This window comes from Haloarcula sp. CGMCC 1.6347 (assembly GCF_037078395.1).
GTDB lineage: Archaea > Halobacteriota > Halobacteria > Halobacteriales > Haloarculaceae > Haloarcula > Haloarcula amylolytica.
This window is the reverse complement of sequence record NZ_JAYMGX010000003.1, coordinates 55,980-73,465: the sequence shown is the minus strand read 5'-3', so window position 1 is coordinate 73,465 and position 17,486 is coordinate 55,980. Positions and strand designations below refer to the sequence as shown.

Below are 17,486 nucleotides of genomic sequence, written 5' to 3'. Positions count from 1 at the left end.
ATAAGTCGACCCGGTCCGAATGTCGGAGTGATGACTGACGATCTAGAGGAGATCAGACGACAAAAACTGGACGAGCTTCGTACCCGGGGAGATTCGGGTAGTACCAACGAATCTGAATCAGGAGACCCCTCCGAACCGATTACGGTCGATGGAAAAGCCGAGTTGTCCGACACGACTACCGATCACGACGTGGTTCTGGTCGACTTCTACGCCGACTGGTGTGGGCCGTGCCAGATGCTCGAACCCGTCGTCGAAACCGTCGCGGCCGAGACCGCCACGACAGTGGCGAAAATCGACGTCGACGCGAACCAGGAGCTCGCCGCCGAGTACGGCGTTCGGGGAGTCCCGACGCTGCTTCTGTTTGCCGACGGGGAGCCGGTCGAGCGACTCGTCGGAATGCAGGACGAATCACAACTGCGTGCCGTAATCGAAAAGTACGCGTGATTCGGGCGGTAGCGAGTTTACATGAGAGAAACGGAGGCAAATCCCGTCTCACAAGCGTAGGGGACTCGTAGCGGTTCATCTGGACTCCGTTCTGTAGTCGTTTCTCTCCACAGGCGGGCTCCACGTATAATACCACATAGTATTGTAATATCTGCGAAATACTTTTGCGCACACTGGTTCTATTATAAGATATGACGTTGGTCTTCACCCACCCAGAAACGGTCTGGACGACAGCAAAGGTCGTTAACGGTATATTCGGCCACACATGAGCCCCGCTGCTCCCCTCGCCTACGTTCGAGACCACCGCGAGGAACTGGTCACACTCGCCCTCGACCTCCTGGCGATAGACACGTCGAACCCGCCCGGGGATACGCGTGCGATTGTGACCGATATCGAGGAGTTCCTCGACCCGCTGCCGGTCGACGTCGAGCGGTTCGCAGTCGACCCGGCGAAGCCCAACCTGCTCGTTCGGATTCCCGGCGAGTCGGACCGAACGCTGCTGTACAACGGGCATCTCGATACGGTTCCCTTCGAGGCCGACGCGTGGACTCACGCTCCGCTCGGCGAGCGCGTCGACGACCGCGTGTACGGCCGCGGCGCGACCGATATGAAAGGTGCCGTGGCGTCGATGCTGCTTGCCATCCAGGCTTTCGCCGCAACCGACGCTGAACCGCCTGTCACGCTCCTGTTTGCCTTTGTGAGCGACGAGGAAGTGGGCGGTGACGCCGGCCTTCCCGCGCTGCTGGAGGCCGGGAAACTCGACGCGGACGCGTGCGTGATCGGCGAACCGACCTGCGAGGCGGGCCGGCACTCCGTCACGGTTGCTGACCGGGGCAGCATCTGGTTGACGCTCGAAGCCAGCGGCGAGGGGGCCCACGGTTCCCGGCCGATGCTGGGCATCAACGCGGTCGACCGACTCTACGACGCCGTCGAGACGCTGCGTGACCGCTTTGGCTCTAGACGACTCGATATCGCTCCCGAAGTGGAACCGATCGTCGACGAGTCGGTCGAATACTACGCCCCATCGCTGGGTGAAGATGTCGCGCGGGATCTGTTCCGGTACCCCACGATAAACCTCGGCATTTTCGAAGGTGGCGACGCGGTAAACAGTGTTCCGCAGTCCGCCCGCGCCGAAATCGACATCCGATTGACCGCCGGGGTTGAGACGCCCGACGTACTCTCGGACATCCGGTCCTGTGTCGCCGACTGCGAGGGGATTACGATTACAGATGTCTCCTGGAGCGTCGGGACTGCCGAGGAGTCTGACAGCCCGCTCGTCGAAGCTGTCACGTCGACGGCGGCGGACATCACAGGTGAACGCGTCTTCGGCCGGAGTGCCACGGGCGGCGGCGACGCCAAGACGCTCCGGAACGCGGGTATCCCGACTGTCGAGTTCGCGCTCGGAACCGACACCGTCCACGCCCCCAACGAGTACGTCCCGGTCGATGTGCTTGTCGACAATGCAGCCGTCTACACGAGACTGCCGGCAACGTGGGCGTCACAGACAGCACCGTAGCAGTCCGTTGCGGTGTGATTTTGTCGGCGCGACTGCTCTGGTGGCCAGCGTGCATCGAGTAAGACTTAGGTAGATGTATTGCGTACCTATGGGTATGGAGAACAATATTGGAGCGACTGATAGACTGACCCGCATCGCTGTTGGCCTCGTGCTGGCAGTTGTTGGACTGGCGACGCTCGGCGGTCTGCTGGGCTTCGGAACGACGGTCGGCGCGGTCGCGACACTGCTGGGTGTCGTCCTCATCGCGACTGGCCTCGTCCGGATGTGCCTCCTGTACCGACTGGTGGGTATCGACACGACGGGTTCCCGCTAGGGATGGACCGGTTCCAGAACACCGGCCAGCCCGACTGGGACTGGTGGAGCAAACTCTGGCCGACGCCCGGCGCGACGCTCCGGACACTTGGTGTCGAGTCCGGCGAGTCGGTCGCCGAGGTCGGCTGTGGAAGCGGGTACTTTGCGCTCCCAGCCGCCCGCATCGTCGAGCCCGAGCCGGTGTACGCGCTCGATCTGGATGTGGCCCTCCTCGACGAACTCGAAGATCTCGCCGACCAACAGGGGATCGAGAACGTCGATCCGATCCACGGCGATGCCCGGAACCTACCTTCGGCGCTCCCTGCCCGCGTCGACACGCTCGTGGTGGCAAACACGTTGCACGGCGTCGACGACCAGCCAGGCTTTATTCGGCAGGCATTCCGGGCGATTGAGGCTGGCGGGAGCCTACTCGTCGTGAACTGGCACGACCGTCCGCGCGAAACCACGACCGTTGCAGGCGAACCGCGAGGGCCGCCGACAGCGCTTCGGATGACACCCGAGGAAACCGAGGACGCAGTGCTCTCGGCGTCGGAGTTCACGCTTGAGCGGCAGGTCGAACTCCCGCCGTACCACTACGCCCTCGTGTTTACCCGATAGAGATAGCGGCGCGCTCCCGGCGGTTCCGTACTCGCCGTACGTTCGATACGCTTGCTCCACTGCGTCGGACCCATCTTTTTCACAATCTTGGAATTTTCGCACAATACTAATACGGGTGAGCCCCAACTACCACCTGTGAGACTCCCATGACTGACATCGAACCTGACGAGACCGTCGACGCCCGAGGCGCGGCCTGTCCCGGTCCGCTGATGGACCTCATCGGACAGATCCGAGATGCCGAAGCCGGTGACGTGGTTCGGCTCCTGAGCGACACCGACCAGTCGCTCACCGACGTTCCGGAATGGGCCGAAGAGGCCGGCAACGAACTGCTCGCCGTCAAGGAACTCGACGACCACAACGCGTTCTACGTGGAGAAAGCATGACCGAGCACGTCGTCATCGTCGGTGGCGGGACCGGTGGCACCGTCCTCGCGAACGACCTCGCCGACCGACTCGACCCTGAACTTGACGCCGGCGACGTCCGAATCACGCTGGTCAACGACGGGCCTGACCACGTGTACAAGCCGGTCTGGCTGTACGTGCCGTTCGGACAACGTGAACCGGACGACGGTCGGCGACCGCTCGACGAGCTCGTCGGCGACGCCGTCGACCTTCGAATCGACCGCGTGACCGAAATCGACACCGAAGCCCAGCGACTGCAGTTCGACGGCACTGCCCCGTCAGTCGGCTACGACTACCTCGTGCTGGCGACCGGGTCGACGCTAGAGCCCGAACAGATTCCTGGCCTCGCGGACGGCGGGCACGATTACTACAGCGAGTCGGGCTCGACCGCCCTCCGTGACGAACTGCTTGGGTTCACCGAGGGGCACCTCGTGTTGAGCGTCATCGGCTCGCCGCATATGTGTCCGGCGGCGCCACTCGAATTCGTCTTCATGACCGACGACTGGTTCCGCGAGCGCGGGCTCCGCGACGAGGTCGACATCACCTACACGTACCCGATCCAGCGCGTCCACGGCAACCCCCAGATCGCCGAGTGGGCCCGGCCGATTATGGACGAACGCGACATCGAGGTCGAGACGTTCTTCAACGCCGAGGCGGTCGACCCGGACTCGGAGACGCTCGTCTCGATGGAGGGGACCGAACTCGACTACGACCTCCTCGTGACGATTCCGCCCCACGGCGGTATCGACCTCATCGAGGAGGCGGGGCTTGGCGACGACGGCTGGGTCGACGTCGACAAGCACACGCTCGAAGCCGCGGCCGCCGACAACGTTTACGCGCTCGGTGATACCGCCGACACCGGCGTCCCGAACGCGGGCAGCGTCGCCCACTACCAGGCCGGCGTCGTCGGGCAGCGCCTCGCCAGTGAAATCCGCGGCCGTCCGGCAACAGCGACCTACGACGGGAAGACGCTGTGTTTCATCGAAACGGGGATGCACGCGGCGTCGTTCGTCGAGTTCGACTACGAGAACCAGCCGTCGCCTGCACCGCCCTCCGAGAAACTCCACTGGTCGAAACTGGCGTACAACGAGTCCTACTGGCTCACCGCACGGGGGTTGCTCTGACCATGTCCGGAGAGCAGGTCTCCGAGCAGACCGATCTCGAAGCGGCGATCCAGCAGAACCCCGAAGCCGTCGCCGAGTTCGTCGAACATCTCGACGCCGTCAACGAACTCCTGGACGTCCTCTCGCTGGGCGAGAGTGCGCTCTCCGACGAGATGGTGCGTGAGCTCTCTGCCACGGGCTCGACGCTCGCCGAGTCCGCAGACGGGCTTGCGACCGACGAGACCGTCGCCCTGGCCGAGACCGTCGGTGAGAACGGCGACGAGTTGCAGGACGCGCTCGAAACCCTGCTCGCGCTCCAGCGAAGCGGCACGCTCGACGAACTGGCCGAACTCGCCGAAGTCGGCTCGCTGGCGACCGCCGCGCTCGACGACGAGATGGTCACGTCGCTGGCCGGTACTGGTGCCGCGCTCGGCGAAGTCGCACAGACGGCTGCGGACGACGACACCCGCGACGGTATCGAGACGCTACTGGCGAGCCTCGGTGAAGCGGAGCGCGAACCGGCCGAGCCGGTCGGTCCCGTCGGATTGCTTCGCGGGCTACGCGACCCGGACGTTCAGTACGGGCTCGGTTACTTGCTGGCGCTTGCCGGCGCAGTCGGCCGTGAGCGCGCCGAGGGAAAGACAGAATAGTTGTCCGCCGCAGCTACCTGTACGCGATTAGTCGTTTCAAACGAGAAGTTGGATATCGGCGTCAGCCATATCCTGAAGCGCTGTCGCAGCGCCGACGCCCGTGGTGACGCCGTCGTAGAAGTCGTCCTCGTCGTAGTCCATCAGATCGATGGTCATCTGACAGGCCTGGAACTCCACACCCATGTCGAGGCTCGTCTCCAGCAGCTCCTCGATGGTGGCGGTGTCGTTGTTCGCGATGCGCTTTTCCATCATCTTCGTCGTTACGCGGTCCATGCCGGGAATCGCGGCGACCGCGTTCGGCATCGGCATGTTCGGGTTCCCGACGGAGCTCAGTTTGAGGTTTTTCGAACGCTCCTCGTGGAGGATATCTAACCCCCAGAACGTGTGGAAGACGGTCACCTCGTAGCCGAACGCAGCGGCGGTGCTGGCGAGGATGAGCGGCGGGTACGCCATGTCCAGCGTCCCCTTCGTCGCGATGATGCTCATCTTCTTCGTGTCGTCCTCACTGGTAGCCTCCGCGAGCGCGTCTTCCAGCTCGTCCACGCGAGCGGCCAGTTCCGCACGCGAGGGCGTGTCGTCGGACGGCGCGTCTGGTGTGTCCGTGCTCATCGTTACTCCGTCTTGCGGACGTAGTGCTTGTACACGTCGTCGCCCTCTTCCTGATCGACGAGTTCGACGCCCGCAGTGCCGGCGGCCCAGCCGTCGATGTCGCTCATACTCCCGGGGTCGGTCGCCAGCACTTCGAGGACGTCACCCTCGGCGAGGTCGTCGATAGCCGACTTCGTCTTCACCACTGGCATGGGACACGATGCACCTTTCACGTCGAGCGTCTCCGCGATATCGAATTCAGCGTTCATTGGTTATTCGCTCCGTTGAGTTGTCTTGGAGCTAACGCACAATACCGCCCGGCCAAGTAAAAGATTGTCGATTCTTGTAAGTTCAGCAAACAACTACTGATCAGATTTCCGGCCTCAAGTGCCCTAATATGCTAATTCAGGCTATATTTAATTTACTCGTGGGTTTATTTGGCCAATAGTATTGTTTAGAATGTGGACTACTATGCAAATGCTTTTGTGCGTCCGCCCGGTAGAAACGAGTGCACAAAATGAACGCTGACGACTTTCCGACGCCGGACGCCGACGTAGAAACGACCGATCCGGAATCGCTCAAAGACCGCATCGACGCCGGTGAGAACGTGACGCTTCTCGACGCGCGTATGCAATCGGACTACGACGAGTGGCGTATCGACGGTGAGAACGTCACCTCGCTCAACATCCCATACTTCGAGTTCCTCGAGGACGACATCGACGGCGACGTCCTCGCTCAGATCCCCGACGACCACGAAGTGACTGTCCTGTGTGCGAAAGGCGGCGCAAGCGAGTACGTCGCGGGCACGCTCGCGGAACACGGCTACGACGTCAACCATCTCGAAGACGGCATGAACGGATGGGCGAGCATCTACGAGGCCGTCGAAGTCGAACGCTACGACGGCGCCGGCACGCTCCTCCAGTACCAGCGCCCGTCCTCTGGTTGTCTCGGCTATCTCCTCTACGACGACGGCGAAGCCGCTATCATCGACCCGTTGCGCGCGTTCACCGACCGCTACCTCGACGACGCCGCTGAACTCGGTGTCGACCTGCAGTACGCCCTCGATACGCACATCCACGCCGACCACATCTCCGGTGTTCGTAACCTCGACGCTGAGGGCGTCGAGGGCGTCATCCCGGAGGCCGCTGTCGACCGCGGCGTCACCTATGCTGACGACCTGACGACCGCCGAGGACGGCGACACGTTCCAGGTCGGCGACGCGACTATCGAGACAGTCTCCACGCCCGGCCATACGACCGGGATGACCTCTTATCTCGTCGACGGAAGCCTGCTCGCGACCGGTGACGGGCTCTTCATCGAGAGCGTCGCTCGCCCCGACCTCGAAGAGGGCGACGAGGGCGCGCCTGAAGCCGCGCGTATGCTCTACGAGTCGCTTCAAGAGCGCGTGCTGACCCTGCCCGACGACACGCTGGTCGGCGGCGCGCACTTCAGCGACGCGGCCGAACCCGCCGAGGACGGCACATTTACCGCCCCAATCGGTGCGCTCGTCGAAGAGATGGACGCGCTCACCGTGGACAAGGACGCGTTCGTCGAGCTCGTCCTCTCGGATATGCCGCCGCGGCCGGCCAACTACGAGGAGATTATCGCGACGAACCTCGGGCAGAACGCCGTCGACGATGAGGAAGCATTCACCCTGGAACTCGGGCCGAACAACTGCGCCGCTAGCCAGGAATCCCTTGCGGGTGACTAACGACGCCAATGGTGATTGAGGCACTTCCACTGCAGGCAACCGCCGAACTGTTTCCGAACGGCATCAGTCGCTACGCCGTCGGTGGCTTGCTGGTGGGGCTCGGGACTGTCGTCATCTACCTCGGAACCGGCATCAGCGCCGGCGCGAGCACGTTTTTGGAGTCGACGCTGTCGTACGTCTCGGACCGGTCCCGGTTCCAGCAGTACGTCAGCTCCCGTGACTGGCGCGTCGTGTTCACGCTCGGCATCATCCTCGGGGCGGCCGTGTACGCGGTCGTCTATCAGGGCGGCGCGTGGACCACGGACGTCCAGCCGTGGCGACTCCTCCTCGGCGGGGTATTCGTCGGCATCGGGACACGCGTCGGCAAGGGCTGCACGTCAGGCCACGGCGTCTGTGGCGTCGGCTCGGCGTCGAAAACGTCGATCGCCGGCGTCCTGACGTTCCTCGCCGTCGCCATCATCACCGCACAACTGGTTTCGGCACTGGGGGTGAGTCCGTGAGCTGCGAGACACGAGCGGAGCAAGAGTCTGAAGCGAGCGACCGGGAGCGACCGGAGGGAGCGACACATGAGTGACGACCGCCACCCCGCGTTCATGCCGCTGATTCTCGTCGGCGGGCTCATCTTCGGGTTCGGACTCGCGTACAGCCACATGGCGCGCCCGGAAGTCGTCCTTGACTTCCTCCAATTCGAGGACTTCGGGCTGGTGTTCGTGATGTTCGGCGGCGCTGCCGTGACAGGGGTGGCCTTCGTTCTCGCACCCCGCCTCCTCGGCCGCGCGCCGCTGACCGGAGACACCTTCGAACGGCGTCTGAAGTCCTTCGACCGGAACGTCCTGGTCGGCGGTGCCATCTTCGGCGTCGGCTGGGGACTGTCCGGTATCTGTCCGGGGGCCGCCTACGCGAGCCTCGGTATCGGTAACGTCACCATCCTCTGGGCGCTCGCCGGGATGTTTCTCGGCGCATATCTCCAGGGCTACTGGCGAACCCGGAGCGAGACCCGCGATACAGCCGTGACGGGCGCAGACTAACCGTTCGCGGGCGTGTGTGTCGGCTGTGAGGTGAACGGCGTTGACCGCTCACTCGAGGGCAGTTTTTGCCGGATCGTGCATGCATTTGTGCGAACCGTACACAAGTCTTATTACCGCGTAGTGGCTACAGAACAGTGATAACGATGCCAGATTCGATGTCTGAACAACTCCGCCGGGATATGCAGTGTGAGGGGCTGTTAGAGTGTTTCCACGGGCTCAAAGAACTCGACAAGGAGTGCTTTCGAGCGCTCGTCGAGGCTGACGAACCACTGACCGTCGACGAACTCGCCGAGGCAGTCGACCGGGAGCGCTCGACCGCGTATCGCGCCGTCCAGCGACTCCTCCAGACGGGCTTTATCGAGAAAGACCAGATCAACTACGACCAGGGCGGCTACTACCACGTCTACTCGCCGACGGACCCGTCCCAGATCGCAGACGAGATGCAGCGCATGCTCAACGACTGGTACGCGAAGATGGGCCAACTGATTCAGGAGTTCGAGAACAAGTACGAACAGTCCGAGTCCTCGGCCCCGACTGTCGAGAGCTAACGCCGCCGTTCTCTCTATTACACTCTGTAGCTCACGAGCCGAGCCGATTTCTGCGCCTGCGCGAATAGATATCCCGCTACCACTGGCTTGCAAATAGTGTTTCACAGTATTGTATATTTTGTGCAAACCTTTATTTGGCGCTGACGCGTATAGTCTGTTGATGGCAACTGATACTGCATCCGACGCCGGGACGACTACGACGGACGAACCGCTTCACATCGACGGAACGGACCATCTCGACGATGTCGTCGACAAGCACGACGTCGTCCTCACGGATTTCTATGCCGACTGGTGTGGCCCGTGCCAGATGCTCGAACCGATCGTCGAGACGCTGGCCGCAGAGACCGGCGCGACCGTCGCCAAAGTCGATGTCGACGCGAACCAGCAACTCGCACAGTCGTACGGCGTCCGGGGCGTGCCGACGCTCATCCTGTTCGCCAATGGCGAGCAGGTAGAGGAAGTCGTCGGCCTGGAAGGAGAAGAAGCGCTCCGAGCGCTCATCGAATCCTACGCTGAATAAGGCCATATCTGTAGACGATACCTCGTATATCGACTTATTCACTGCCCGGGTGGCACTGATTAATAAACACTTGGTGCGAGTTCAGCGCCGTCGCACGCACCCATTCATAATATATTAGTGGGGGTGCTATTACGCTACGTAATGACGAAAGCAGCCATCATCATCCTCGCAGGGACAGAGGGACACGAGGATCTCGGCCGGCTCGCAAACGGCCTCGAAGCCGCAAAGGAGTTCGCAGAGAACGACGAGGACGACCTCGAACTCATCTTCGACGGGGCCGGAACGCAGTGGATTCCGGAACTCGAAGACGAGGACAGCGACTACCACGAACTGTACCAGACCGTCAAAGAGGATACGGCCGTCTGTGACTACTGTTCCGGTGCGTTCGGCGTGGAAGACGCCGTCGCCGACTCCGGACTCGTCACGCTGGACGAGCACGACGGCCACCCGAGCATTCGCTCGCTCGTCGACGACGACTACGAAATCATCACGTTCTGATCCCGGCAGCAAACCGGTCACCTTCGAACCCACCGTGGCGAAACACGATGCGGCTTTATCCAGGGCCGTGTAAGTACTTCGCAAGAACCACTCCCCGGCCCGGAATCGGTTCCGGGCCGCCGTGGGAGTCGCACAGGACAAGATACCATATGATTCTGCCAGCCTCGTGGACAATGGTCGTGATAGTGACGGCCATCGTCCTTGTCGCTGGGGCGACAAACGGACTTGCTGGCTTCGGCTTCGCCGTCGTCGGGACGATGGCGCTTGCGACGGTCATCGACCCGGCGACCGCCGTCGTGTTCATGATTCTCCCTATCCTCGCAGTCAACGTTTCACTGGTTCGGGACCTCTCACGGCGTGAACTGCGTACCTGTAGCCAGCGGTTCGGACCGCTCATCGCTGCGGCGCTGGTCGGGACCGTTGTCGGGATGGCTGTACTCGACAGGCTCCCGGAAGCGCCGCTCCGTGTCGGACTCGGCCTGCTGACCCTGGGGTTTGTGGCGACCGCCCAGCAGCGGGTGCCGCTTCCCGGATGGGTGTCAGTGGGCAACAGCGACCTCGGGAAGACACCGCTTGCGATGGTCGGCATCGGCGGCGTTTCGGGGGCGCTGTTCGGCGGAACGAACGTCGGCGTCCAGCTCGTCGCGTATCTCCGGAGTTTCGACCTCTCGCACAGCGTGTTCGTCGGCGTCGTCGCGCTGGTGTTTCTGGGACTTAGCGTCACGCGGGTCGCTTTTGCCGGCGTCTTCGGGCTCTATCCCAGCGCGGTTGTCGCTGGAACGTCCGTTCTCGCAGCCGTGCCGGCCGTTGCCGGTGTCGCAGTCGGGAAGCGACTCAGGACCGCTGTCAGTGACCGGGTCCGTCGAGCCGCCGTTTTGACATTACTTTCAGTTATCGGTATCAGGCTGGTCGCCAGTGGTCTTGGAATCGTGTAGGAGTCAAGTCAGCATCTCCTCGACCACATTCGGTCGTGAAGACGCTGGTGACGGTCGACCATGGAGAGGGGACAGACCGACTGGCTGGTTCGAATCCGTCCCGGACACAATCGCTTCCAGTAGCCCACGCAGTTACCCGACCCTCACGCAATCATTAGTACCGCAGCGATACGAGGGTCTGTATGACGGACCCGTTCGTAGTCATCGGTGGCGACGCGGCCGGACTGAGCGCCGCGAGCAAGTTCACCCGTGAGGCACCGGACCGTGACGTGATTGTCTTCGAGAAAGGGGAGTGGGTATCCTATGCCCACTGCGGGACGCCCTACTACGTGAAAGGAACTGTCGAGCGGCTGACGGACCTTCTCTCGCTGTCGCCCGAGAAGGCGTCTGAGCGCGGTATCGACCTCCGCCGAAACCACGAAGTCGTCGGCGTGGACACCGACGCAGAAACGGTCACCGTCGCCCACGACGGTGGGACGTTCAGCCAGCCATACAGCGACCTGCTGGTCGCGACGGGCGCACACGCGGTGACCGGGCCGATACCGGGGGCGGAACTCGACGGCGCGTTCACGATGCACGGTCTCGATTCGGCCGCCGCGGTCCGCGCCGCGCTTTCTGAGCCGGGCGACTCCGCCGTCGATACGAGTATCGAGTACGTCGATACAGCACTCGTCGAGAAGTACGCCGACTGGGAGCCACCGGAGCGAGTCGCTATCGTCGGCGGCGGCTACGTCGGCGTGGAGATGGCCGAAGCGTTCCGAGCCCACAACGTCGAGACCCATCTCTTCCAGCGGTCAGGCCACCTCCTGCCGCCGTTTGGGGAAGCAGTTGGCGAGCGCGTTGCCGATCACCTCCGGGAACAGGGCGTGACACTGCATCTGAACACCGCCGTCGAGGAACTCGTCGGCGACGAGGGCGGGCGCGTCGCGTCGGTCGCTCACGACGGCGGTATCACCGACGTAGACCTCGCGCTTGTCGGTATCGGCATCAAGCCGAACACCGCCATCGTCGAAGACACACCGGTCGAACTCGGGGCCTCCGGTGCGATAGCGGTCGACGAGTACGGTGCGACGAGTGTCGACGGCGTCTACGCCGCCGGGGACTGTGCCGAGGACAGCCACACCGTGACTGGCGAGCCTGACTGGGTCCCACTCGGACTGACCGCGAACCGGGCCGGTCGCGCAATCGGGCAGACCGTCGCCGGCGACCCCTCGCCCGTCGGAAACATCGCCGGGACAGCCGTCGTGAAGGCGTTCGACCTCGAATGCGGTCGCGTCGGCCTCCTCGACCACGAGCAGGCCAGCGCTAACGGCTTCGACCCGGTGTCGAAGACAGTCACGGCCGGCTCCCGGTCGGGGTACTACCCCGGCGGCGACGACACCGACGTGACGCTCGTCGCCGACCGGGAGAGCGGTCGCCTACTGGGCGGCGCAATCGTCGGGGAAGACCGGGCGGCGATACGTATCGACACGCTCGCGACGGCCATCGAGGGGGACATGACCATCGACGAACTCGAACGGCTGGACCTGGCGTACGCGCCGCCGTTCAGCCCCGTCTGGGACCCGGTGCTGGTCGCCGCCAAAGTGCTCAGCGGACAACTGGATTGAGAGCGGTACGGTAGACGGCTTTTCGAGAGGAGCGGCCCAACGATAGCCAATCACTTCCGGGGCAAAGGGCCGCCCGGTCTCCGTCTGCAGGCGCACGCCTGGCGGAATCGGCAACGAGATGTGGAACCCAGACCGAACGGCCGGTACTACCGGATCGGAGCGTCACAGGCGTTTCACACCGCTGGCGACAGCGAGGTACAGTGGCAAGGCGAGTAAGAGGATGCCGCCAATCAACCCCCAATCAGTGAGTCTGAGCGGGACCGTCCCGAAGTAGACGTTGAGGGGGGTGTACAGCACGGCGAGTTGCAGGAGTATCGACCCGCCTACTGCGGACGCCAGCCACCGATTCGACAGCGTCGGTGTCTCGCGGAGCCAGCGGATCACGTACAGCTTCTCGAATTCGAGGAACACGAACCCGGTGAATATCATCGTCATCGCGTACGGCGTGACTGCGGGTGCGCCGGCAAGCGTGACCAGTAGCAGGCCGAGCATCACAGTTGTCGAGATGACGCCTGTACCCCCGATGAGCGCGAGCATATCGTGGTCGACGATGCCGCGATCCGGGTCTCTGGGCGGTCGCTGCATCACGTCATCGCTTTTGGGGTCGGCCCCGAGCGCAAGCGCTGGCAGACCATCGGTCAGTAGATTAATCCACAGCAACTGGACCGCCGGCAGGACGAGGTAGCCAAAGAGCGAGGCGATAAAGACGATGGCGACTTCGGCCACGTTGGCACTCAGCAGATACCCGACGAACTTCCAGACGTTGTCGAAGATCGCTCGTCCCCGCTCGATTGCCCGCTCGATTGTCGCGTAGTTATCATCCAGCAGGATAACATCGCTGGCCTGTTTGGCCACGTCAGTCCCGCGGACGCCCATCGCGACGCCGATGTCGGCGTTTTTCAGCGCCGGTGCGTCGTTGACCCCGTCGCCCGTCATTGCGACGGTGTGCCCGTTCGCCTGTAGCGCCTGCAGAATCCGGACCTTGTGCTCCGGAGACGTGCGTGCGAACACGTCGACCGACTCGACGCGGTCGCGGAGCGCTTCCTCGGAGCATTCCTCGACGTCGCGGCCTTCCATCACGCGCTGCCCCAGACCGAGTTCTCCGGCGATGGCCGCGGCGGTCCGGACGTTGTCGCCAGTTACCATCTTCACGGCCACACCTGCACGCTCGGTCGCCGCAATCGCGTCGGCGACCTCCTCGCGGGCCGGGTCGATCATGCCGACCAACCCGGCGAAGATCAGGTCGGCACTGACATCGTCGGCCTCGCCAGTTGTGTCGTTCCGTTCTACCACGGTGGGATCTTCCGTGTACGCCACTGCGAGCACCCTGAGCGCGTCGTCAGCGAACGCACCGACCTGCTCTCTGATCTGCTCGGCTCTGTCGGGCGTCAGGTCCGCCGGGCCGGTATCGGTGAGGACGCGGGAGCACTTCGAGAGGATTACTTCGGGTGCGCCTTTTACGTAGACCGTGTCATCGTGAACAGTGCCCATCCACTTGCGCTCCGACGAGAACGGAATCTCGTCCGTTCTCGGGTGCTTTTCGCGGAGGCGTTCGACGTCGATTCCGGACTCGTCAGCCGCCATGACGATGGCCTGCTCCGTCGGGTCCCCCGCTTCGAGCGTCGCATCGCTACACAGTGTCCCGGCGCGGAGCACCGTGGCAACGCGGTCCGGCAGGGGTTCACCCTCTATTTCGTCACTGTCGACGACAGCGTCGTTGACCCAGATCCGACTGACTGACATTCGCCCCTCGGTCAGCGTCCCGGTCTTGTCGGTGCAGATGACATCGACGGAGCCCAGCGCCTCGACGGCGGGCAAGCGCCGCACGAGAGCGTTCTCGTCGGCCATTTTCCGGACACCGAGGGCCAGCGTTAGCGTCACAACCGCCGGGAGTCCCTCGGGGACCGCGGCCACAGCGAGCGAAATCGCGGTGAGTGCCGCCTGGATCAGTTCGGTCCCCCGGAAGACGAGGAGTGGAACCACGAGGGCAGCAAGTACCATCACGCCGATGCCGAGCGTCCGGCCTAACGTGTCGAGTTCCGTCTGCAGTGGTGTGTCAGTCTCCTCCGTTCCTGCGAGTTGGCGGGCTATGGCGCCGACCTCAGTGTCCATCCCGGTCGCCGTGAGGACGGCAACGCCCGAACCGCGCGTGACGTTGGTGCCCTTGTACACCATCGGTTCTCGCTCCGCGAGCGGTGCGTCGAGGTCCACCGGGTCGGTTCCCTTCGAGACCGGCGTGCTCTCTCCAGTGAGCGCCGCTTCGTCGACCTCCAGGGACTGACAGCCGATCAGTCGACCGTCGGCCGGAACGACGTCGCCGCTTTCCAGTTCGATAACGTCGCCCGGAACGAGTTCGGTCGCGTCGACCTCGACGGACTGCCCATCGCGTCTGACTGTCGCGGTTGGGGCGGTCAGTTCCCGCAAGGATTCGAGCGTCCCCTCTGCGCGGTAGTCCTGGACGAAGCCGAACAGGCCGTTCCCGACCACGATCACGGCTATCAGGACTGCGTCGACAGCGTGTCCCGCCCACACGGACAGTATCGCGGCCGCAACGAGAACCCAGATAAGGGCGCTGTCGAACTGGGCGATAGCGATGTCGAGTGGTGTCCGTTTGCTCCCCTGCGTTATCTCGTTCTCGCCGTGTCTGTCACGCCGCGTTCGGGCTTCCGACGCCGACAGCCCATCAGATTCGCTGTCGAGCCCCGAAAGAGCGTCGGCAGTCGATTGTGTGTGGGCGGCTTCGGACATGGAGGGTACTCTACCGCTATGTTGATATGAGTTCGCCTATTCAGTACAGCGGTTCTTCTTCGAGTCGGTACTGCGGAGAACCGTCCGCCCTAGGATTCGGTCCGTCCGGTTAGCTCATCCGGTACGAGGCGGTAGAACTCGAAGTCCACTTCGCGGAGGGGGCGTTCGAAGATGTCGACCATGGGCATATCGACGTGTTCCAGTCCTTCCAGTGTTTCCGTCTCGATCCCCTCCTGTTCGACATCTTCGAGCCGACCGCTCGCGACTACGCTTTGCCATCCCGCATCCGTCTCGTGATAAGTCACGAACGTCGCCGCGCGGTCGTCGAGTTCTCCCTTCGACCGCTCTACACCGACCGCTAGCCGGAAGTAGAATGTGGTGGTAGGCGCGTCGTACCCGTACGAAACCGGGACTGAATGCGGCGGCGCGTCGCCGGCGGCGAGCGAGAGGACGCCCGTCCCCCCGTTGTCCAGAAACGCGTCCCGTTCCTCGTCCGTCATCGTAACCGGGTTGTCCGCAGCCATGGGTAGTGTCACGACAGGAACAGTAATAAGTGCATGGTCGTGTCGGTCTGACTGTCGCCTCGCCGGGGACACGGGCGCACCCAATCAGACGCTGACAGACAGGAAGACGCGTTCCTGTCTTCAGGCCTCGTCACCGCGCTGGTCTCGGGCGTTGACTGCGAGTACAGGCATATCGGCGTGTCTGATGATCCGTTCTGTCGTGCTTCCCACGAGGAACCGGTTGAGACCGGTCCGACCGGCCGTCCCCATGGCGATCAGATCGATGCCGTTCTCGTCAGCGTACTCAAGGATATCTGCCGCCGGGAATCCACTGACGACCCGTGTGACAGTTTCCACTCCGGATTCGCGTGCTCGTGCCGCAATCCGCTCTGTCACTTTCTCCCCTTGGGACTCCAGGGTCTCGATCAGGTCTTTCGGTAGCGTGTATTCGGAGCCGGTTGCGATATTGCTGAGGTTGACGACGTTCAGTGCGTGAACGCGGGCGTCGAACTGCGCCGCAATCTCGCATGCGGGCTCAACTGCGGCCGCTGCAGGTGTGCTTCCGTCCGTCGGGACGAGGATATCGTCGTAGGGAGCGGTGTCGCGACTTCGGTCGGTTGCACGGACGGTGAGAACAGGGACGTCGGCCTGCCGAACGACGCTCTCTGTCACGCTCCCGGCGAGATATCGCCCGACGCCTGTGCGGCCGTGCGTTCCCATCGCAATCAGGTCCACGTCGTGGTCGTCGCGGTATGCGCAAATCTCGTCAACTGGATCTCCCTTGCGGATAGTCGTCTGAATCGCTCCGGCGGCGTCCACCGCGTCCGTGATAGCCGCGACTGTTTCTTCGGCGTCGGCCGTCATGCGGTCGAGTGTCTCGTCTTCGAGATCGTCGCCGCTGAACGGCCCGCCTGCTGTTCGCGTGTCGATGACAGCGATGACGTGCAGGCTCGCGCCGAACGCACGGGCCAGCGCTGCCCCGTGCTCGGCGGCCCGGGTCGCGTGTTCGCTGCCGTCAGTCGGGACCAGAATTGAATCGAACATTGCTGTGTTTACGAATTGTTGCTGTCAGTAAATAAACTGTAGTCGCGATTCTCACGCTATTAGAAATCCGGCGGCTGAGATCGGCGTCTCGAATAGTTAGACTGCGTTGCCAGCAGTTCTCGTCGGTACACCTCCCAAAGTATGAGGGGAAGGCGTAACAATCGTACAGTTATTACCAGATTGTGTCAAGATATATTCGTTTGAAACCGATATGAGAGCTGCTACTGACTGTCCCACTGAGGGGCTTCAGCAGACTTTTGTGGACCACCGCCGGTTTGCACCTCTTCCGCCTCGCCCCAGCCACCGGCATCGACTATGCTGAAGAGTTCGCGCCAGTTTTCCTCGTCCGCACTTTCGGGGAGTTGGCCGCGGAGGTCCTGAAAATCGGCGGCCGGGACCGCCGTATGCATCAGGTCAACAACGACGCGTGCGTGGTACGCTGCGTCCGACGGTTCAACCCCTTCTATTTCGGCGACACGGTCGACGAACTCCGTCCAGTCAAACCGCTGCCCGTGGTCGCGGACGGCGCCGGTCATATACCACTTGATTTCCATCGGGAGGGAGGCAGCGAAGTCCGCGGCGTTCTCCGCGGGAATGCGCTGTCCCAGGGGTAGCAGTGTCGCGCGGGTCGCCCGAACGGCCTCACCAGTACCGGGTAGTTCAAGCCTGTGCTGTATCTCGCCGGTGAACTCATCGAAGTCCATGTATTCGTGTTGGTAGTGCAACAATATAG

21 protein-coding genes are annotated in these 17,486 nt (G+C 63.0%); 15 read left to right on the top strand and 6 right to left on the bottom strand.

What is annotated here, in order from left to right; genetic code table 11:
* Positions 1–30: 30 nt before the first annotated feature.
* The 7 genes from trxA (VI340_RS16380) to VI340_RS16350 all read left to right on the top strand — a co-directional run bounded on the left by trxA (VI340_RS16380) (position 31) and on the right by VI340_RS16350 (position 5,023).
* Entirely contained in the window at positions 31–444 is a 414-nt protein-coding gene (gene trxA, locus VI340_RS16380; protein WP_336330136.1) for a thioredoxin, read from the top strand.
* Between the two features lie 265 nt (positions 445–709).
* Complete coding sequence (locus VI340_RS16375) at positions 710–1,960, top strand: M20 family metallopeptidase (RefSeq protein ID WP_336358768.1); 1,251 nt, start codon at positions 710–712, stop codon at positions 1,958–1,960.
* Between the two features lie 88 nt (positions 1,961–2,048).
* Entirely contained in the window at positions 2,049–2,273 is a 225-nt protein-coding gene (locus tag VI340_RS16370) for a YgaP family membrane protein (protein ID WP_442905023.1), read from the top strand.
* A 2-nt stretch (positions 2,274–2,275) separates the two neighbouring features.
* A complete protein-coding gene (locus VI340_RS16365; protein ID WP_336330139.1) occupies positions 2,276–2,869 on the top strand; it encodes a class I SAM-dependent methyltransferase in 594 nt (197 codons plus the stop codon).
* A 146-nt stretch (positions 2,870–3,015) separates the two neighbouring features.
* The gene (locus VI340_RS16360; RefSeq protein ID WP_336330140.1) at positions 3,016–3,252 is read left to right on the top strand and encodes a sulfurtransferase TusA family protein; all 237 of its coding nucleotides are present in this window, start codon (positions 3,016–3,018) and stop codon (positions 3,250–3,252) included.
* On the top strand, positions 3,249–4,394 hold the full coding sequence (locus VI340_RS16355) for an NAD(P)/FAD-dependent oxidoreductase (protein ID WP_336358767.1): 1,146 nt from the start codon (positions 3,249–3,251) through the stop codon (positions 4,392–4,394). The genes VI340_RS16360 and VI340_RS16355 overlap by 4 nt, the downstream gene beginning before the upstream one ends.
* Before the next feature lie 2 nt (positions 4,395–4,396).
* A complete protein-coding gene (locus tag VI340_RS16350; protein WP_336358766.1) occupies positions 4,397–5,023 on the top strand; it encodes a DUF1641 domain-containing protein in 627 nt (208 codons plus the stop codon).
* A 36-nt stretch (positions 5,024–5,059) separates the two neighbouring features.
* Here the strand turns inward: VI340_RS16350 and VI340_RS16345 are convergent, their stop codons facing one another.
* Together VI340_RS16345 and VI340_RS16340 are read right to left on the bottom strand one after the other, a co-directional pair.
* The gene (locus tag VI340_RS16345; RefSeq protein ID WP_008311823.1) at positions 5,060–5,632 is read right to left on the bottom strand and encodes a DsrE/DsrF/DrsH-like family protein; all 573 of its coding nucleotides are present in this window, start codon (positions 5,630–5,632) and stop codon (positions 5,060–5,062) included.
* Between the two features lie 2 nt (positions 5,633–5,634).
* The gene (locus tag VI340_RS16340; RefSeq protein WP_008311821.1) at positions 5,635–5,880 is read right to left on the bottom strand and encodes a sulfurtransferase TusA family protein; all 246 of its coding nucleotides are present in this window, start codon (positions 5,878–5,880) and stop codon (positions 5,635–5,637) included.
* A gap of 248 nt (positions 5,881–6,128) precedes the next feature.
* On the opposite strand from VI340_RS16340, the gene VI340_RS16335 reads away from it, so the two are divergent.
* From VI340_RS16335 to VI340_RS16300, 8 genes are all read left to right on the top strand, one after another.
* On the top strand, positions 6,129–7,322 hold the full coding sequence (locus VI340_RS16335; protein ID WP_336358765.1) for an MBL fold metallo-hydrolase: 1,194 nt from the start codon (positions 6,129–6,131) through the stop codon (positions 7,320–7,322).
* A gap of 8 nt (positions 7,323–7,330) precedes the next feature.
* Entirely contained in the window at positions 7,331–7,822 is a 492-nt protein-coding gene (locus VI340_RS16330) for a YeeE/YedE family protein (RefSeq protein WP_014031054.1), read from the top strand.
* 66 nt (positions 7,823–7,888) lie between these two features.
* A complete protein-coding gene (locus VI340_RS16325; RefSeq protein ID WP_336358764.1) occupies positions 7,889–8,350 on the top strand; it encodes a YeeE/YedE family protein in 462 nt (153 codons plus the stop codon).
* A gap of 143 nt (positions 8,351–8,493) precedes the next feature.
* On the top strand, positions 8,494–8,898 hold the full coding sequence (locus tag VI340_RS16320) for a helix-turn-helix domain-containing protein (RefSeq protein WP_008311813.1): 405 nt from the start codon (positions 8,494–8,496) through the stop codon (positions 8,896–8,898).
* A gap of 160 nt (positions 8,899–9,058) precedes the next feature.
* Positions 9,059–9,418 (top strand): thioredoxin, encoded by a 360-nt coding sequence (trxA, locus tag VI340_RS16315; protein WP_008311811.1) that lies wholly within the window; start codon positions 9,059–9,061, stop codon positions 9,416–9,418.
* A gap of 141 nt (positions 9,419–9,559) precedes the next feature.
* Entirely contained in the window at positions 9,560–9,916 is a 357-nt protein-coding gene (locus VI340_RS16310) for a hypothetical protein (RefSeq protein WP_336358763.1), read from the top strand.
* A 149-nt stretch (positions 9,917–10,065) separates the two neighbouring features.
* Positions 10,066–10,851, top strand: a complete 786-nt coding sequence (locus tag VI340_RS16305; RefSeq protein WP_336358762.1) for a sulfite exporter TauE/SafE family protein — start codon at positions 10,066–10,068, stop codon at positions 10,849–10,851.
* A gap of 182 nt (positions 10,852–11,033) precedes the next feature.
* On the top strand, positions 11,034–12,458 hold the full coding sequence (locus VI340_RS16300; protein WP_336358761.1) for an FAD-dependent oxidoreductase: 1,425 nt from the start codon (positions 11,034–11,036) through the stop codon (positions 12,456–12,458).
* A 162-nt stretch (positions 12,459–12,620) separates the two neighbouring features.
* Here VI340_RS16300 and VI340_RS16295 read toward each other — a convergent pair whose 3' ends face one another.
* The 4 genes from VI340_RS16295 to VI340_RS16280 form a co-directional block, all read right to left on the bottom strand.
* Positions 12,621–15,206: a calcium-translocating P-type ATPase, PMCA-type gene (locus tag VI340_RS16295; protein ID WP_336358760.1), complete on the bottom strand. Its 2,586-nt coding sequence runs from the start codon at positions 15,204–15,206 to the stop codon at positions 12,621–12,623.
* A gap of 89 nt (positions 15,207–15,295) precedes the next feature.
* Entirely contained in the window at positions 15,296–15,730 is a 435-nt protein-coding gene (locus VI340_RS16290; protein ID WP_008311801.1) for a pyridoxamine 5'-phosphate oxidase family protein, read from the bottom strand.
* Positions 15,731–15,850: 120 nt separating this feature from the next.
* Positions 15,851–16,753, bottom strand: a complete 903-nt coding sequence (locus VI340_RS16285; protein WP_336358759.1) for a universal stress protein — start codon at positions 16,751–16,753, stop codon at positions 15,851–15,853.
* A 221-nt stretch (positions 16,754–16,974) separates the two neighbouring features.
* Positions 16,975–17,457: a DUF2267 domain-containing protein gene (locus VI340_RS16280; protein ID WP_008311797.1), complete on the bottom strand. Its 483-nt coding sequence runs from the start codon at positions 17,455–17,457 to the stop codon at positions 16,975–16,977.
* Positions 17,458–17,486 lie beyond the last annotated feature (29 nt).

Bases quoted from the DNA above. Each gene is read 5' to 3' on its own strand.
- VI340_RS16350 (WP_336358766.1), top strand. From the start codon at position 4,397: ATGTCCGGAGAGCAGGTCTCCGAGCAGACCGATCTCGAAGCGGCGATC.
- VI340_RS16320 (WP_008311813.1), top strand. From the start codon at position 8,494: ATGCCAGATTCGATGTCTGAACAACTCCGCCGGGATATGCAGTGTGAG.
- VI340_RS16295 (WP_336358760.1), bottom strand. From the start codon at position 15,206: ATGTCCGAAGCCGCCCACACACAATCGACTGCCGACGCTCTTTCGGGG.
- VI340_RS16370 (WP_442905023.1), top strand. From the start codon at position 2,049: ATGGGTATGGAGAACAATATTGGAGCGACTGATAGACTGACCCGCATC.
- VI340_RS16290 (WP_008311801.1), bottom strand. From the start codon at position 15,730: ATGGCTGCGGACAACCCGGTTACGATGACGGACGAGGAACGGGACGCG.
- VI340_RS16360 (WP_336330140.1), top strand. From the start codon at position 3,016: ATGACTGACATCGAACCTGACGAGACCGTCGACGCCCGAGGCGCGGCC.
- VI340_RS16305 (WP_336358762.1), top strand. From the start codon at position 10,066: ATGATTCTGCCAGCCTCGTGGACAATGGTCGTGATAGTGACGGCCATC.
- VI340_RS16355 (WP_336358767.1), top strand. From the start codon at position 3,249: ATGACCGAGCACGTCGTCATCGTCGGTGGCGGGACCGGTGGCACCGTC.
- VI340_RS16345 (WP_008311823.1), bottom strand. From the start codon at position 5,632: ATGAGCACGGACACACCAGACGCGCCGTCCGACGACACGCCCTCGCGT.
- VI340_RS16285 (WP_336358759.1), bottom strand. From the start codon at position 16,753: ATGTTCGATTCAATTCTGGTCCCGACTGACGGCAGCGAACACGCGACC.
- VI340_RS16365 (WP_336330139.1), top strand. From the start codon at position 2,276: ATGGACCGGTTCCAGAACACCGGCCAGCCCGACTGGGACTGGTGGAGC.
- VI340_RS16330 (WP_014031054.1), top strand. From the start codon at position 7,331: ATGGTGATTGAGGCACTTCCACTGCAGGCAACCGCCGAACTGTTTCCG.
- VI340_RS16335 (WP_336358765.1), top strand. From the start codon at position 6,129: ATGAACGCTGACGACTTTCCGACGCCGGACGCCGACGTAGAAACGACC.
- VI340_RS16310 (WP_336358763.1), top strand. From the start codon at position 9,560: ATGACGAAAGCAGCCATCATCATCCTCGCAGGGACAGAGGGACACGAG.
- VI340_RS16340 (WP_008311821.1), bottom strand. From the start codon at position 5,880: ATGAACGCTGAATTCGATATCGCGGAGACGCTCGACGTGAAAGGTGCA.
- trxA (WP_008311811.1), top strand. From the start codon at position 9,059: ATGGCAACTGATACTGCATCCGACGCCGGGACGACTACGACGGACGAA.
- VI340_RS16300 (WP_336358761.1), top strand. From the start codon at position 11,034: ATGACGGACCCGTTCGTAGTCATCGGTGGCGACGCGGCCGGACTGAGC.
- VI340_RS16325 (WP_336358764.1), top strand. From the start codon at position 7,889: ATGAGTGACGACCGCCACCCCGCGTTCATGCCGCTGATTCTCGTCGGC.
- VI340_RS16375 (WP_336358768.1), top strand. From the start codon at position 710: ATGAGCCCCGCTGCTCCCCTCGCCTACGTTCGAGACCACCGCGAGGAA.
- trxA (WP_336330136.1), top strand. From the start codon at position 31: ATGACTGACGATCTAGAGGAGATCAGACGACAAAAACTGGACGAGCTT.
- VI340_RS16280 (WP_008311797.1), bottom strand. From the start codon at position 17,457: ATGGACTTCGATGAGTTCACCGGCGAGATACAGCACAGGCTTGAACTA.